Consider the following 15,126-nt stretch of genomic DNA (forward strand, 5'->3'; position numbering starts at 1 on the left):
CCACTCTCGGCTTCGCTCGAGCGGGAGGTACCCCCATCGCCCCAGCGGCACGACTGCCCGCGGATGCGGCGGGGCGGCAGGCGGCTGGTCGCGGAGGGCGGGGCGTAGGGGCCGTACGCCGGGCGGCGGATTGTCGCCGACGGCGTGGAGGGGACGGGGCGGGGGTGGCCGCACGCAGTGGCTGGCGCGTCCGCGCCCTCAGCCACTCCAGCGTGCGTGATTCGCGCCAGTCCGAGGACGGACCCCCCGACCCACCCACCACCCGCAGGCGACCGGGCTACTCGACGTCCCCGCCGGACTCCTCCTCCGCCTCGGAGGCCGTCTCCGCGCCGCCCGCCTCCAGGAGACGGGCCAGCTGACGCCCCCCGATCCGCTTGAACTTCCGCTGCTGCGGCCGCGTACGGTCCAGCACCGCCACCTCCAGCCGCTCCGCGGGAATCTCCCGCTCACTGCCGTTGGTGTCCCGCGACAACGCCTGCACCGCCAGCTTCAGCGCCTCCGCCAGCGTCATCCCGTCCCGGTGCCGCTGATCCAGATACCCGCTGATCTGCTCCGCGTTGCCCCCCACCGCCACCGAGCCGTGCTCGTCCACGATGGACCCGTCGTGCGGCAGCCGGTAGATCTGGTCCCCCTCCGCGGTCTCCCCGACCTCGGCGACCACCAGCTCCACCTCGTACGGCTTCTCCCCCACGCTGGAGAAGATCGTGCCCAGCGTCTGCGCGTACACGTTCGCCAGACCCCGGGCCGTCACATCGTCCCGGTCGTAGGTGTACCCCCGCAGATCCGCGTACCGCACGCCCCCGATCCGCAGGTTCTCGTACTCGTTGTACTTACCGGCCGCGGCGAACGCGATCCGGTCGTAGATCTCGCTGAACTTGTGCAGCGCACGGGACGGGTTCTCACCGACGAACACGATCCCGTCGGCGTACTGCAGCACCACAAGGCTGCGACCACGGGCGATGCCTTTCCGGGCGTACTCCGCCCGGTCGGCCATCGCCTGCTGGGGTGAGACATAGAACGGCGTCGACACCGGTTATCCGTCCCTTTCTGTCGAAGTCACTGGACTAGAGCAACGAGGCCCGCGGACCGTCCGGCTGCTCCAGCCGCCGCTCCAGCACCGACCGGGCGATGTCGGACGCCTCGTCCTCGGAGAGCCGGCGGAAGCCGTCCTCGGTGATCACGGTGACGATCGGATAGATCCGGCGGGCGACATCGGGACCACCGGTCGCCGAGTCGTCGTCTGCCGCGTCGTACAGCGCCTGCACCACCAGCGTGGTGGCCTCGGCCTCACTCAGGTCGTCCCGGAACAGCTTCTTCATCGCACCGCGCGCGAAGATCGACCCGGAACCCGTGGCGGCGTACCCCTGCTCCTCGGAACGCCCGCCCGTGACGTCGTACGAGAAGATGCGCCCCTTGTCCCGGTCCACGTCGAACCCCGCGAACAACGGGACCACGGCCAGCCCCTGCATGGCCATGCCCAGATTCGAGCGGATCATCGTCGACAGCCGGTTCGCCTTGCCCTCCAGCGACAGCTGCGCGCCCTCGACCTTCTCGAAGTGCTCCAGCTCCAGCTGGAACAGCTTCACCATCTCGACCGCCAGCCCGGCCGTACCGGCGATGCCCACCGCCGAGTACTCGTCGGCCGGGAACACCTTCTCGATGTCCCGCTGCGCGATCACATTGCCCATCGTGGCCCGCCGGTCACCGGCGAGCACGACACCGCCCGGGAAGGTCACGGCCACGATCGTCGTGCCGTGCGGCGCCTCGATCACGCCCTTGACGGGCGGCAACGACCGCTTCCCCGGCAGAAGTTCCGGCTGGTGCTCGGAGAGGAAATCCATGAAGGAGGAAGATCCTGGCGTCAGGAAGGCAGCTGGTAGACGCCCGGTGCTACGAGTGTTGGCTTCCACGCGATTCCTTCCACGTATGCGGCAGCCCGCCTTATGGCATCGGGCCGATCCTTGAACTGCCCCAGCGCAGCGTTGCAGCTGAAGCACAGTACGCCACGGACCCTACCCGTCTCATGGCAGTGATCCACATGCTCGGCGGGTGCGACAAGGCAGATACAGCAGACGCCTTGTTGTTCCGCGACCAGCATGTCCAAGTCCACTGGCGTCAGCCCGTACTTGCGCTTGAAGTAGCTGATCCGGTTCCGCTCCGCCCGGCACACTCTGCAGTAGCTCGCCCAGCCGTCCGACGAGGACTTGTTCCGCTCCCACTCGGAGTGCGCCTTCACCTCTCCGCACTGCGGACAGCGCTTATGGCCCGGCGGGACCGGCACCCTCTCCCGGACTCTCCTCCCCTTGGCCTCCTGACGCTGCCGGTAGTACTCGGCGGAGCATTCCCGGCAGTACGCCTGGAGGCCATCGGGCATCGCCTTGTTGCTTGCGAACGCCGCCCGACGCAGGTGCTGCTTGCAGCGCGAACAGCGCTTTCCGTCAGAATCTTGATTCACTCGGCATTTCCCCCGCTTCACCTTCCAATCGAAGGTAAAACCGGGCCTACTGGCCGCCCTTCTGAACGAAGGACCTCACGAAATCCTCGGCGTTGGCCTCGAGTACGTCGTCGATCTCGTCGAGAACATCGTCCACGTCCTCGCTCAGCTTTTCCTGACGCTCCTTGAGGTCCTCCGCAGCCTGCGTCTCCGCCGCCTGCTCCTCGACCTCCTCCGTGGACCGGGTGGCCTTCTGCTGTCCGCCGCCGGTGTCCTTGGTCGCCATCACCCTCACCCCGCTCGGTTCGCCCGACACACTTGCTCGGTCAAGATCAGACCCTACTCGCCGGGTCCGACAATGCCCCCGCAGTTGCTCCAACGTACGGGGACCACCTCGATGATTCCCGGACCCGGCGTCTTCCACCCTGTCCGGCCGGCCCTTCCCGGGTACCCCTGGTACCCGCTCAGTTCCCGGACAACACCCTGACCAGGTCTTCTGCCGTACGGCAGCGGTCCAGGAGCTCCTTGACGTGATTACGCGTTCCGCGAAGCGGTTCCAGGGTTGGCACCCGCTGGAGCGAGTCGCGGCCCGGCAGATCGAAGATCACCGAGTCCCAGGACGCCGCCGCGACGTCGTCCGCGTACTGCTCCAGGCACCGCCCGCGGAAGTACGCCCGTGTGTCCTCGGGAGGCGCCGTACGGGCCCGCTCGACCTCTCCCTCGTCCAGCAGACGCTTCATGCGGCCCCGGGCCACCAGGCGGTTGTACAGGCCCTTCTCGGGGCGTACGTCCGCGTACTGGAGGTCCACCAGGTGCAGCCGGGCGGCGTCCCAGTCCAGGCCGTCCCTGCGCCGGTAGCCCTCCATGAGCTCCCGCTTGGCGACCCAGTCCAGCTCGCCGGCCAGGCTCATCGGGTCGTTCTCCAGCCGGGTGAGCGTGTCCTCCCAGCGCGTGAGGACGTCCTTGGTCTGGTCGTCGGCGTCGGCCCCGAAGCGTTCCTCGACGTACTTGCGGGCCAGCTCGTAGTACTCCATCTGGAGCTGGACCGCGGTCAGGGTCCGTCCGCTGCGCAGCGTGACGAGCCGCTTCAGCGTGGGATCGTGGGAGACCTGGTGCAGCGTCCGCACGGGCTGGTCGACCGCCAGGTCCACCGCGATGAACCCGTCCTCGATCATCGAAAGCACCAGGGCCGTCGTGCCCAGCTTCAGGTAGGTCGAGATCTCCGACAGATTGGCATCTCCGATGATCACATGCAGTCGCCGGTACTTCTCCGCGTCGGCGTGCGGCTCGTCCCGGGTGTTGATGATCGGGCGCTTCAGCGTCGTCTCCAGGCCGACCTCGACCTCGAAGTAGTCCGCCCGCTGGCTGAGCTGGAAGCCGTGCTCGTGCCCGTCCTGGCCGATGCCGACGCGGCCGGCGCCGGTGAAGACCTGGCGGGAGACGAAGAACGGCGTCAGGTGGCGCACGATGTCCGAGAAGGGGGTCTCCCGCTTCATCAGGTAGTTCTCGTGCGTGCCGTAGGACGCGCCCTTGTTGTCGGTGTTGTTCTTGTACAGGTGGATCGGCTGGGCACCGGGGAGCTGGGCGGCCCGTTCGGCCGCCTCGGCCATGATCCGCTCGCCGGCCTTGTCCCAGAGCACGGCGTCGCGCGGGTTGGTGACCTCGGGGGCGCTGTACTCCGGATGGGCGTGGTCGACGTAGAGCCGCGCGCCGTTGGTGAGGATCACGTTGGCCAGGCCGATGTCCTCGTCGGTGAGCTGGCTGGCGTCGGCGGCCTCACGGGCGAGGTCGAAGCCCCGCGCGTCCCTCAGCGGGTTCTCCTCCTCGAAGTCCCAGCGGGCCCGGCGGGCCCGGTGCATCGCCGCCGCGTAGGCGTTCACGATCTGGGACGAGGTGAGCATGGCATTGGCATTGGGGTGGCCGGGGACGGAGATGCCGTACTCCGTCTCGATGCCCATTACTCGCCGTACGGTCATGCGGCCCTCCTTGCCCGGCGGCGTCCCCGGTCGGGGGCGCTGCTGTACCGCCGGCGCTCCGGTGCGTGTGCGGTGCCCGTCCCCGCACTGCGCGACTCGGCGGTACGGAAGAGCCTAGAACGCCTTTGCGCTGGTGGGGAGATCATTTGCGTCATTGCTGTGCTCCAGCCGTGGCCCGAAAAGCAGTCGGCTGCGGGTACCCGTCGAGGGCACCCGCAGCCGCCCTGGCTTTTACAGGTACTGACCGGTGTTCGCCACCGTGTCGATGGAGCGTCCGGTGTCCGCACCCTGCTTTCCGGTGATGAGCGTCCGGATGTAAACGATCCGTTCGCCCTTCTTTCCGGAGATGCGGGCCCAGTCGTCCGGGTTGGTGGTGTTGGGCAGGTCCTCGTTCTCCTTGAACTCGTCCACGCAGGCCTGGAGCAGGTGGGAGACGCGGAGGCCCTTCTGGTTCTTCTCCAGGAAGTCCTTGATGGCCATCTTCTTGGCGCGGCCCACGATGTTCTCGATCATGGCGCCGGAATTGAAGTCCTTGAAGTACAGGACTTCCTTGTCGCCATTGGCGTAGGTGACTTCCAGGAAGCGGTTTTCCTCGGATTCGGCGTACATCTGTTCCACGGCGGTCTGGATCATGCTCTGGACCGTCATGGCCTTGTCGCCGCCGTGCTCGGTGAGGTCGTCGCCGTGCAGGGGGAGGCGCTCGGTGAGGTACTTGCCGAAGATGTCCTGGGCCGCCTCGGCGTCCGGACGCTCGATCTTGATCTTCACGTCCAGCCGGCCGGGCCGCAGGATGGCGGGGTCGATCATGTCCTCCCGGTTGGAGGCGCCGATCACGACCACGTTCTGAAGGCCCTCCACGCCGTCGATCTCGGCGAGCAGCTGGGGGACGATGGTGTTCTCCACGTCCGAGCTGACGCCGGAGCCGCGGGTGCGGAAGAGGGACTCCATCTCGTCGAAGAAGACGATGACGGGGGTGCCCTCGCTGGCCTTCTCACGGGCCCGCTGGAAGACCAGGCGGATCTGCCGCTCGGTCTCGCCGACGTACTTGTTCAGGAGCTCGGGGCCCTTGATGTTGAGGAAGAAGCTCTTGCCGGCGGCCTGGCCGGTGACCTCGGCGACCTTCTTGGCCAGCGAGTTGGCGACGGCCTTGGCGATGAGCGTCTTTCCGCATCCGGGGGGTCCGTAGAGCAGTACGCCCTTCGGCGGGCGCAGTTCGTGCTCCTTGAACAGGTCGGGGTAGAGGTACGGCAGCTCGACCGCGTCGCGGATGGCCTCGATCTGGCCGCCGAGGCCGCCGATCTGCTCGTAGCCGATGTCGGGGACTTCCTCGAGGACGAGTTCCTCGACCTCGCTCTTGGGGACGACCTCGTAGACGTATCCGGAGCGGGGCTCCATGAGCAGGGCGTCGCCGGGGCGGATGGTGACGTCCAGCAGCGGCTCGGCGAGCCGTACCACCCGTTCCTCGTCGGTGTGCCCGAGCACCAGGGCCCGCTCGCCGTCCTCGAGGATCTCCTTGAGGGTGACGATGTCGCCGACACGCTCGAACTCCATGGCCTCGACCACGTTGAGCGCTTCGTTGAGCATCACTTCCTGGCCGCGCCGGAGCTCTTCCAGCTCGACGCTGGGGCTGACGTTCACCCGGAGCTTGCGGCCGCCGGTGAAGATGTCGGCGGTGCCGTCCTCGTTCGCCGTGAGGAAGACACCGAAGCCGGCCGGGGGCTGTGCGAGCCGGTCGACCTCCTCCTTGAGGGCCACGATCTGGTCGCGGGCCTCACGGAGCGTGCCCGCGAGTCGTTCGTTCTGGGCGGACACGCCGGCCAGGTTGGTCTGCAGCTCGACGATCCGCTCTTCGAGAATCCTCGTGTGTCGCGGAGAGTCGGCGAGCTTGCGTCGCAGGACGGCGATTTCCTGCTCGAGATAGGCAATCTGCCCGGCCGGGTCGTCGGACCCGCGTCCTGGGCGGATGCCGCGGTTCATGTCGTCGTCGTGGGCTGCCACGGTCCTCACCTCCTCCAAGGGGAGCTGGACGCTTCCAGACCCTACCTGGGCGGGTGTCGATTGAAACCCCTAGATCACAAAGACGGTCGGGGTGTGTCCGATCTTCACCCTTGCGCTCTCCCTCACGCCAGGGGAATACCCACCGAAGATGAATGGAATCCAGGCGGAGGTAGGGTCGAAGTGTTCAACACCCGTCAGAGCTGGCCGGATTCCCGTCCGGCTCGACGCAGGAAACGGCAGGAGAGATGAGCGTGCAGCAGGAGGCCGGTGTCGGCGGCGAGGCCCTGGAGGTCTGGATCGACCAGGACCTGTGTACCGGCGACGGCATCTGCGCCCAGTACGCGCCCGAGGTGTTCGAGCTGGACATCGACGGCCTGGCCTATGTGAAGAGCCCGCAGGACGAGTTGTTGCAGGACAGGGGGGCGACAACGCCCGTGCCGCTGCCGCTGCTCACGGATGTGATCGACTCCGCGAAGGAGTGTCCGGGCGAGTGCATCCACGTGCGTCGGGTTTCGGACAGCGTCGAGGTGTACGGGCCGGACGCCGGGTGACCGGTTTGACACGTCGCGTCACGGCTGTCTGATTTCTCACAGCACCGGGGCGTGCGCCCCGCGGCGCCCGCGCGTGGGTCACACGCTCCTGGCGCCGGCCGGGGTGGTGCGCACGAACGCGCTGTTCTCCCATCGCCACTTCACGCTCTCGCGCACGTCCGGGCAGCAACTGGGCACGTCGGCGGACGAGTAGCCGAGGAGCGCGGCGGTGATCTCGCCGTCACGCACGGCGAAGTCGTCGACGTTGTTGCGGTCCTTGGGGTCGACGAGGGTGGCGACCACGCGCGGTTCGGTGCTGCCCGCGGCCTGGGTGAGGACGTACACGCCGTCGGGCGGGGTGCCCATCGGGGCGTCGCAGCGGACGACGGCCACCGTCTCCGGGCGTCCGTCGCCGTCGAGGTCGCCGGAGGCCTTCTTCCTCACCACGAGCTTCACCGGGCCGCAGTCGAGGGGGAACTCGACGGCCGCGGGGTCGGGCGGGGCGATGTGCGCCGGCGCGTTCTTCGTGTGCGGTCCGGGCGTGGGGGCCGCCGCGGTGGCGGCGTCGGGCTGGAGGACGGAGGAGAGGGCCACGACACCGGAGAGTGCGGTGGCGGTGGCGACCCAGTGGATGGGCCGGGCGTGCGTGTGGGCGAGCTCCGGGACGGCGGAAGGCTGCACGAGGAGTGTCTCCTGTGAGGGCAGTGCCGGTGGGGGTGGCCAGCATCGTGCCACACGTCACAGTACGGGGGGAACGGCGGGGGTGTGCAGTTCCGGTGCGCGGGGAACCGGGAGGGGTTCACCGTCCGCGCGTCGCGCCTGCCGTCGCGTCAACGCGCGGGCGCCGTGGCGCGGTTCCCGGGGATCACTGGGAACTGCGCCACGGCGCCGGTGCGTTGTGCGGGGAGGGTGGCGGGCCGCGTCAGCGGGCGGTGCCTCCGTCGGCGTTGGGGCCGGCGTAGTCCTCGCCGTAGGCGCCCTTGGCGGGGCGGCGGCGGCGCATGGGCGGCTCGACGCCGTCGGCGAGGCGGCGTGCGGTGAGCAGGAAGCCGGTGTGGCCGATCATGCGGTGGTCCGGGCGGACGGCCAGGCCCTCGATGTGCCAGTTGCGGATCATCGTCTCCCAGGCGGTCGGCTCGTTGAAGCAGCCGATCTCGCGGATGGACTCGACGGTCCGGGCGAGCTGGGTGGTGGTGGCGACGTAGCAGCAGAGGATGCCGCCGGGGACGAGCGCCTTGGAGACGGCCTCCAGGCACTCCCAGGGGGCGAGCATGTCGAGGATGACGCGGTCGACGTCGGTGTCGGACAGGTTGTCCTGGAGGTCTCCGACGGTGAGCTGCCAGGCGGGGTGCGGGCCGCCGAAGTAGCGTTCGACGTTCTGCCGGGCGATGTCGGCGAAGTCCTCGCGGCGCTCGTAGGAGTGCAGCATGCCCTGGTCGCCGATGGCGCGCAGCAGGAAGCTGCTGAGCGAGCCGGAGCCGACGCCGGCCTCGACGACGCGCGCGCCGGGGAAGATGTCGGCGAAGGCGAGGATCTGCCCCGCGTCCTTCGGGTAGACGACGGCTGCCCCGCGGGGCATGGACAGGACGTAGTCGGGGAGCAGGGGGCGCAGCGCGAGGTAGGCGACGTTCCCGGTGGTGCGGACAACGCTGCCCTCGGGAGCGCCGATCAGTTCGTCGTGGGGGAAGGAACCCTTGTGGGTGTGGAAGTTCTTCCCGGCCTCGAGCGTGAACGTGTAGTGGCGGCCCTTGGGGTCGGTCAGCTGAACCTGGTCCCCGACCTTGAAGGGCCCGCGCCTGCGGGCGGCACCGGTCGGTTCGGACATGTGACCAGCCTACCCGTCGCCGGAGGGGCCGCCGACCACGTGGGCGCTCAGCTGGGCCTTGCCATCGCCTTCACGAAGGCGCGCTCCACGTCCGCCGCGGAGAGGACGCCGTAGATCTCGCCGGTCTCCTCGACCACGAGGTACTCGGTCGCCGGGGTCGCGCGCAGGGCGTCCAGGAGGTCCTCCCCGGCGAGCTCGGCGGAGACGCGCATGCCGTCGGTGAGTTCCTGGGCGAGTCCGCCGACCGGGACCCAGGGGCGGCGGTGCTCGGGTACGCCGACGATGGCGGCCTCGCGGACCAGGGAGAGGGGGACGCCGTCGGGGTCGACGACGACCAGGGCGCGGGCGCCGGCGGTGTTGGCGCGGCGCAGGGCCTCGGAGAGGGGGGTGTCGGTCTCGACGGGCACCGCGCGGCGGGTGAGGTTGCGGGCGCGCAGTTCGGGGAGGTGTTCGCGCAGGCGGGCCATGCGCAGGCTGTTGCCGGCGCCGGTCCAGATGATCGCGGCGAGGATGGCGGCGAGCAGGGCGTCCAGGACGGTGTCCATGCCCACGTTGTCCACGGCGTCGGAGCCGAGGGCCCCGGACTGGGTGAGCAGCGGGAGGCCGATGAGTACGGCGACGGCGAGGGCGCGGCCGACCCAGGCGGCGGCGATGGTGCCGGTCATCGGCTTGCCGCTGATGGCCCAGACGACGGCGCGGAGCATGCGGCCGCCGTCCAGGGGGAGGCCGGGCAGGAGGTTGAAGACGGCGACGATGAGGTTGGAGACCATCAGGCCGGCCAGGAGCACGCCGGGGACGCTGCTGGGGTCGACGGCCAGTAGCGCGAGGTAGAACAGGCCGGACAGTACGAGGGAGAGCAGGGGGCCGACGAAGGCCAGCACGAACTCGCGTCCAGGGGTCTCGGCCTCCTTCTCGATCTCGGAGACGCCGCCGAAGAACTGGAGCTGGATGCGGCGCACCGGGAGCTTGAAGCGGAGGGCGGCGAGCGTGTGGGCGAGCTCGTGGACCAGTACGGAGGCGTAGAAGGCGACGGCGAAGAACAGGGAGACCAGGTAGCTGGCGGCGCCGAGCTCGGGCAGTACGCGGTCGATCTGTCCGCCGAAGACCCAGGTGATGAGGATGGCGACGAGGAACCAGCTGGGCGCCACGTAGACGGGCACCCCGAAGGGCCGTCCCATCAGCAGTCCGCCTCGCTGCGGCTCCTGGGGCCGCTGGGGCGGCGATGCCTGACCGGCGCCGGAGTGCGCGAGGGGGCGGCCCTCGGGGGTGTGGTGGTCGTCGTGAGGTTCCTTGCCCTTGCCCTTGCCTTCGTCGGCGGCGGCTTCGGTCTGCGGCTCCGGGGCCTGTGGTTCCGGCTGGACGGGAGGTTCCGGCTGGGCGGGCCCTGAGGCGTCGTCCGCATCTGCGTCCGTGGGCCGGGGGTGCTCGGGGGCGCCGTCGGGCCGCTCGTCGGCGGGCTCCTCCGTGGGTGCGGGGCGCGCGGGGCCGTCGGTGGGGTGGCCGGGCTCGGGGGCCGGGGGCTGAGGGCCCGTGCGGTCGGCCGACTCGTCGTTGCCGGGCCGCGGCTGTCCGCGCCCGCCGCTTACGTCCACCGGTGTCCCCTCGTTCGCTGCGTCTCCCGCGCCTGCCGGACGGGAGGGTCTCGTGTCGATGGTATGCGGCCTGCGCCGCGTGTTCCGCCCCGGCACCCCCGTCTCTTCCCGTTCGTCGCGGCGCCCGCGCCCCACCGTCACACCGCTGTGTCAGTGGCGGGCCGTAAGGTCTGTGGGCATGGAGACGAGCATCGAGGGCGGGGAGCGGGCCGACGGCGGTCCGGTCACAGAGGGCGTACGAGCGGACACGGTCGCCATACCGCCCGCCTCGCTGTCCCCCTCGCGTGCGAGTGACTTCATGCAGTGCCCGCTGCTGTACCGGTTCCGGGTCATCGACCGGCTGCCGGAGAAGCCGAGCGAGGCGGCGACCCGGGGCACGCTGGTGCACGCGGTGCTGGAGCGTCTCTTCGACGCCCCGGCCGCCGAGCGCACCGCGCCGCGGGCGAAGTCGCTGATCCCGGGTCAGTGGGACCGGCTGCGCGAGAGCCGGCCGGAGATCGTGGAGCTGTTCGCCGACGACCCGGAGGGCGAGCGGCTGGCGCGCTGGCTGTCGGAGGCGGAGGCGCTGGTCGAGCGCTGGTTCACGCTGGAGGATCCGAGCCGGCTGGAGCCGGCCGAGCGGGAGCTGTTCGTCGAGGCGGAGCTGGACTCGGGGCTGAGACTGCGCGGCATCATCGACCGGGTCGACGTGGCGCCCACGGGTGAGGTGCGGATCGTCGACTACAAGACGGGCAAGGCGCCCCGTCCGGAGTACGCCGAGGGCGCGCTGTTCCAGATGAAGTTCTACGCCCTGGTGGTGTGGCGGCTGAAGAACGTGGTCCCGCGCCGGCTCCAGCTGGTGTATCTGGGCAGTGGTGACGTGCTGACCTACGACCCGGTGCTCGCCGATCTGGAGCGGGTCGAGCGCAAGCTGCTGGCGCTGTGGGAGGCGATCCGGCTGGCGACGGAGACGGGTGACTGGCGGCCGCGCCCCACGAAGCTGTGCGGCTGGTGCGACCACCGTGCCCACTGCCCGGAGTTCGGCGGCACTCCCCCGCCGTATCCCCTGCCGGTGAGGGCGCCTGAGTCCGGCGGGGTCCCGGAGGGCAGAATGGGTGCGGACTAGCGAAGGAGACTTACGTGGCCATCCGCGTCCTACTGGTCGACGACCAGCCGCTGCTGCGCACCGGGTTCCGGATGATTCTGGAGGCCGAGCAGGACATCGCGGTCGTCGGCGAGGCCGGAGACGGCCTCCAGGCCCTGGACCAGGTGCGGGCGTTGCAGCCCGATGTGGTGCTGATGGACATCCGTATGCCGCGGATGGACGGAGTGGAGGCGACCCGGCAGATCACCGGGCCCGAGCGGGACGGGCCGGCGAAGGTGCTGGTGCTGACGACGTTCGATCTCGACGAGTACGTGGTGGAGGCGCTGCGGGCGGGGGCCAGCGGCTTCCTGTTGAAGGACGCCCCGGCCAATGAGCTGGTGCAGGCGATCCGTGTGGTGGCCGCCGGGGAGGCGATGCTCGCGCCGAGCATCACGCGCCGGCTGCTGGACAAGTACGCCACGCATCTGCCGTCCGGTGACGAGCCGGTGCCGGACACGCTGCACACGCTGACCGACCGTGAGGTCGAGGTGCTGAAGCTGGTGGCGCGCGGGCTGTCCAACGCGGAGATCGCCGCCGATCTGTTCGTCAGCGAGACGACGGTCAAGACGCACGTCGGTCATGTGCTGACGAAGCTGGGCCTGCGCGACCGGGTGCAGGCGGCGGTGTACGCGTACGAGAGCGGGCTGGTGCGCCCCGGCGCACAGTAGCGCGGCCGGCTGCGTCGGATACGACCGAGGGCGCCCTCCCCACCGGGAGGGCGCCCTCGTCGTGTACCGGCGCTCGTCAGTCGCTGACGCCGCGGCCGAGCTCCCAGAGCTGAAGCGTCGCCGAGGAGTTGAGGGCGTAGGCGGTGCCGGTGATGTCGTCGCGGGCGGCGACGTACTGCTTGCCCTGCCACAGCGGGAGCACCGGGACGTCGTCGGCGACGATGTCCTGGATCTCCGTCAGGCTGTCGGAGGCGGACAGCCGGTCGGCCTGGCGGCGCGACTCCGGGATCAGCTCCTTGCGGATCTCGGGGTTGGCGTAGGGCGAGTTGAGGAAGTTGTCCTCGTCGAGGAAGGGCGCGAGGAAGGCGTCGGCGTCCGGGTAGTCGGGGAACCAGCCCATGCCGTAGACGTCGTACTTGCCCTTCTGACCGGCCGGGCGGAACTCGGACCAGGCGGTGCCCTTGGTGTCGGTCTCGAACAGGCCGCTGTCGTTGAGCTGCTTGCTCAGCTGCTCGAACTCGGCCTTGGTGGCGGGACCGTAGTGGTCGGTCGTGTAGTGGAGGGTCAGCTTCACCGGGGTGGTGACGCCGGCCTCCTGGAGCAGCTGCCGGGCCTTGTTCAGGTTCGGGTCGCCGTACTTGTTGAAGAACGCGTTGGAGTGGCCCGCGATACCGGCGGGGACCAGGGAGAACAGCGGCTCGGCCTGGGAGCCGTAGACCTTGCCGACCAGTTCGCTGCGGTTGATGACCTGGGCCATCGCCTGGCGGACGGCCTTGTCCTTCACGGTCTGGGCGTCGGTGTTGAAGGCCAGGTACCGGATCTCCAGGCCGGGCGACTCGACGAGCTCGATCTCCCCGTCGGTGGCGTTGCCGAGCTTCTGGATCTGCTCCGGCGACATGCTGCGGGTCATCATGTCGATGTCGCCGCTCTCCAGCGCCTCGCCCATGGCCTCGGCGCTCTCGTAGGAGACCAGCTCGACCTTGTCGTTGTTGACCTCCAACGCGCCCTTGTACGAGGGGTTCTTGGAGAAGGTGGCCCGGACCAGCGCGCCGTCCTCGACCTTGCTCTCGAGGGTGTACGGGCCGGAGCCGTCGACGTCGAAGCCCTCGCGCAGCTTGCCCTTGTCGTAGTCGTCCGCGTTGACGATGCCGGCGACCGGGGTGGACAGCTTGTACGGGAAGGTGGCGTCGGCGCTCTTGAGGTGGAAGATCACCTCGCGGTCGCCCTGCGTCTCGACGGTGTCGATGGTGGACAGCAGCGCGAAGACGCCGCTGTCGCCCTCGAGGGAGAGGGCGCGCTCGATGGAGAACTTGACGTCCTCCGCGGTGATCTCGTCGCCGTTCGAGAACTTCAGGCCGTCACGCAGGGTGCAGCTGTAGCGCTCGTTGCCGGCGTCGGTGAAGCCGCACGTCTCGGCGGCGTCGGGGACCGGCTCGCCGTCACCGCGGGGCTGGACCATCAGGGTCTGGACGGTCTGCCGCAGGATGTTCCAGGTACCGACGTCGTAGGCCCAGGCCGGGTCGAGGGGCGAAAGGCCCTCGTCTTCCGATGCGGTGAACCGGTCCGTGGTGCCCACGACGATCGCATCGCCGTCGCCGCTCCCGCCCTCGGTGTCGCCACAGGCGGCGAGCACCGGCGCGAGCAGGCCCATCGCGGCCGCCAGCACCAAAGTCTTGCGGTTCATGCTCGAGTTTCTCCAGGACTGTCGACTCCGTGTATCCGGCATGCAGGGGTTGTCGCAGCGGATCACAAGGATGGGGGCGAGGTTCTCGCGATGAGATTAGTCCGCGCCCGCAGGAGGGTTCGCAGCCGCCGGAGTTGAGGGCTCATCACGGAGCGGAACCGGGTGTGAACGCACCGGTAAAGGCGACCAGGGAAGGATTAGTGCAGGTTTCCATCAATCGGGACACAAGGGCACACCGGTGACCTCCGAAATGGTGCGGAAGGCACACCTGGACATCGTTGTCGACCCCCTTCCATGTGGCGAACGTCACATGTGAAAAGAGGTTCCATGGGGCCGGAATTCAGCCATCCGCAGGCCGTCGAATTCTTTCGACGACATTCCGGCGGTAACACCGCTGCGCTGGGTGAACGCCTAGCGCATTTCCGTCATCAGACCGCGCAGGAATGTCAGGTCCACGACTTCCAGGGAGGGGACGACCGTGCGCCGGACGGCCGGTGTGATCGGGCCCACCGAGGGCACCGCGACGACCTGGCAGCCCGCCGCCTCGGCGGCGGTGACACCGGTCACCGTGTCCTCGACGACCGCGCACCGCAGCGGGTCCACACCGAGCCCCGCGGCGGCCGCCAGATAGGGGTCGGGGTGCGGCTTCGTGCGGGGCACCTCGTCACCGGCGACCGACAGCGCGAAGTGCTGCGGGCCCAGCGTGGTCAGCACCCGGTCGATGATGCGCCGGTGGGACGCGGAGACGAGCGCCGTGGGGATCTCGTGCTCGGACAGCTCGGCGAGCAGCCGCGCGGCGCCCGGCATCAGCGGCAGGGCGTGGTCGATGCGGTCCTCGAAGCCGTCGTTGAGCAGCACCGTCAGCTCGGCGAGACCGATGTCGGCACCGGTCGCCTCGATGAGGAACCCCGCGCTGCGGGTCATGGGGCCGCCGACCACGACATGGCGCCAGGAGTCGTCGAGGGTGTGGCCGAGGGAGGCGAAGACCTCGACCTCGACGTCCCACCAGAAGCCCTCGGTGTCCACCAGGGTGCCGTCCATGTCGAGGAGCACGGCCTGGAGGGCCGAGCCTTCGGCCGTACGGGTTCCGAGCGCGGGGACCGTACTGGTCATCCACGTACCTCCTTCGGGGACGATCAGGCCGGTTCCCACGAGGGGAACCGGCCTGCGGTGGACCGACCAGTGTACGTCGTGTGCGCCGCGAACGCCGGATGTGGCGTGTGAAGCGGCACACGGGCCCTCAGCGGGCGTACGAGTGCCTCACCGGGCGTACTGGCGCCTCACTGGCTGTACGGG

General features: G+C 69.5%; 14 protein-coding genes. 3 read left to right on the top strand and 11 right to left on the bottom strand.

The genetic code is table 11. The features are described from left to right. Nucleotides 1-277: 277 nt before the first annotated feature. The 6 genes from prcA to arc all read right to left on the bottom strand — a co-directional run bounded on the left by prcA (nt 278) and on the right by arc (nt 6,408). Nucleotides 278-1,030 (bottom strand): proteasome subunit alpha, encoded by a 753-nt coding sequence (gene prcA / locus ACZ470_RS33045; protein WP_468433240.1) that lies wholly within the window; start codon nt 1,028-1,030, stop codon nt 278-280. Between the two features lie 34 nt (nt 1,031-1,064). Then, nucleotides 1,065-1,910: a proteasome subunit beta gene (gene prcB, locus ACZ470_RS33050; RefSeq protein WP_468433242.1), complete on the bottom strand. Its 846-nt coding sequence runs from the start codon at nt 1,908-1,910 to the stop codon at nt 1,065-1,067. Next, nucleotides 1,862-2,374 (bottom strand): endonuclease VII domain-containing protein, encoded by a 513-nt coding sequence (locus ACZ470_RS33055; RefSeq protein WP_468433243.1) that lies wholly within the window; start codon nt 2,372-2,374, stop codon nt 1,862-1,864. Before ACZ470_RS33055 ends, prcB begins: the two co-directional genes overlap by 49 nt. A gap of 127 nt (nt 2,375-2,501) precedes the next feature. Then, entirely contained in the window at nt 2,502-2,720 is a 219-nt protein-coding gene (locus ACZ470_RS33060; RefSeq protein ID WP_468433245.1) for a ubiquitin-like protein Pup, read from the bottom strand. Nucleotides 2,721-2,898: 178 nt separating this feature from the next. Further along, entirely contained in the window at nt 2,899-4,410 is a 1,512-nt protein-coding gene (gene dop, locus ACZ470_RS33065; protein WP_468433247.1) for a depupylase/deamidase Dop, read from the bottom strand. A 231-nt stretch (nt 4,411-4,641) separates the two neighbouring features. After that, nucleotides 4,642-6,408, bottom strand: coding sequence for a proteasome ATPase (gene arc / locus ACZ470_RS33070; protein WP_468433250.1), 1,767 nt, complete (start codon nt 6,406-6,408; stop codon nt 4,642-4,644). A gap of 245 nt (nt 6,409-6,653) precedes the next feature. Between arc and ACZ470_RS33075 the strand changes: the two genes are divergently transcribed. Beyond that, nucleotides 6,654-6,959: a ferredoxin gene (locus tag ACZ470_RS33075; RefSeq protein ID WP_468433252.1), complete on the top strand. Its 306-nt coding sequence runs from the start codon at nt 6,654-6,656 to the stop codon at nt 6,957-6,959. Between the two features lie 78 nt (nt 6,960-7,037). On the opposite strand, the gene ACZ470_RS33080 is transcribed toward ACZ470_RS33075, so the two are convergent. The 3 genes from ACZ470_RS33080 to ACZ470_RS33090 all read right to left on the bottom strand — a co-directional run bounded on the left by ACZ470_RS33080 (nt 7,038) and on the right by ACZ470_RS33090 (nt 10,355). Continuing rightward, entirely contained in the window at nt 7,038-7,619 is a 582-nt protein-coding gene (locus ACZ470_RS33080) for a hypothetical protein (protein WP_468433254.1), read from the bottom strand. A 241-nt stretch (nt 7,620-7,860) separates the two neighbouring features. Beyond that, nucleotides 7,861-8,763, bottom strand: a complete 903-nt coding sequence (locus tag ACZ470_RS33085; protein ID WP_366750754.1) for a tRNA (adenine-N1)-methyltransferase — start codon at nt 8,761-8,763, stop codon at nt 7,861-7,863. A 47-nt stretch (nt 8,764-8,810) separates the two neighbouring features. Further along, entirely contained in the window at nt 8,811-10,355 is a 1,545-nt protein-coding gene (locus ACZ470_RS33090) for a site-2 protease family protein (protein ID WP_468433256.1), read from the bottom strand. A 178-nt stretch (nt 10,356-10,533) separates the two neighbouring features. On the opposite strand from ACZ470_RS33090, the gene ACZ470_RS33095 reads away from it, so the two are divergent. Both ACZ470_RS33095 and ACZ470_RS33100 read left to right on the top strand, forming a co-directional pair. Further along, on the top strand, nt 10,534-11,460 hold the full coding sequence (locus tag ACZ470_RS33095; RefSeq protein WP_468433258.1) for a RecB family exonuclease: 927 nt from the start codon (nt 10,534-10,536) through the stop codon (nt 11,458-11,460). Nucleotides 11,461-11,474: 14 nt separating this feature from the next. Then, on the top strand, nt 11,475-12,146 hold the full coding sequence (locus ACZ470_RS33100; protein WP_018570356.1) for a response regulator: 672 nt from the start codon (nt 11,475-11,477) through the stop codon (nt 12,144-12,146). 76 nt (nt 12,147-12,222) lie between these two features. On the opposite strand, the gene ACZ470_RS33105 is transcribed toward ACZ470_RS33100, so the two are convergent. Together ACZ470_RS33105 and ACZ470_RS33110 are read right to left on the bottom strand one after the other, a co-directional pair. Then, on the bottom strand, nt 12,223-13,830 hold the full coding sequence (locus tag ACZ470_RS33105; RefSeq protein ID WP_468433260.1) for an ABC transporter substrate-binding protein: 1,608 nt from the start codon (nt 13,828-13,830) through the stop codon (nt 12,223-12,225). 411 nt (nt 13,831-14,241) lie between these two features. Continuing rightward, a complete protein-coding gene (locus ACZ470_RS33110) occupies nt 14,242-14,943 on the bottom strand; it encodes an HAD family hydrolase (RefSeq protein ID WP_468433262.1) in 702 nt (233 codons plus the stop codon). Nucleotides 14,944-15,126: the final 183 nt, after the last annotated feature.

The sequence above is a fragment of the Streptomyces sp. NPDC031111 genome, from assembly GCF_055570675.1.

What these genes read in the sequence shown, in the direction of transcription:
- dop (WP_468433247.1), bottom strand. Translation starts at nt 4,410, where the DNA reads ATGACCGTACGGCGAGTAATGGGCATCGAGACGGAGTACGGCATCTCC.
- ACZ470_RS33110 (WP_468433262.1), bottom strand. Translation starts at nt 14,943, where the DNA reads ATGACCAGTACGGTCCCCGCGCTCGGAACCCGTACGGCCGAAGGCTCG.
- ACZ470_RS33055 (WP_468433243.1), bottom strand. Translation starts at nt 2,374, where the DNA reads ATGCCCGATGGCCTCCAGGCGTACTGCCGGGAATGCTCCGCCGAGTAC.
- ACZ470_RS33075 (WP_468433252.1), top strand. Translation starts at nt 6,654, where the DNA reads ATGAGCGTGCAGCAGGAGGCCGGTGTCGGCGGCGAGGCCCTGGAGGTC.
- ACZ470_RS33060 (WP_468433245.1), bottom strand. Translation starts at nt 2,720, where the DNA reads ATGGCGACCAAGGACACCGGCGGCGGACAGCAGAAGGCCACCCGGTCC.
- ACZ470_RS33085 (WP_366750754.1), bottom strand. Translation starts at nt 8,763, where the DNA reads ATGTCCGAACCGACCGGTGCCGCCCGCAGGCGCGGGCCCTTCAAGGTC.
- ACZ470_RS33095 (WP_468433258.1), top strand. Translation starts at nt 10,534, where the DNA reads ATGGAGACGAGCATCGAGGGCGGGGAGCGGGCCGACGGCGGTCCGGTC.
- ACZ470_RS33105 (WP_468433260.1), bottom strand. Translation starts at nt 13,830, where the DNA reads ATGAACCGCAAGACTTTGGTGCTGGCGGCCGCGATGGGCCTGCTCGCG.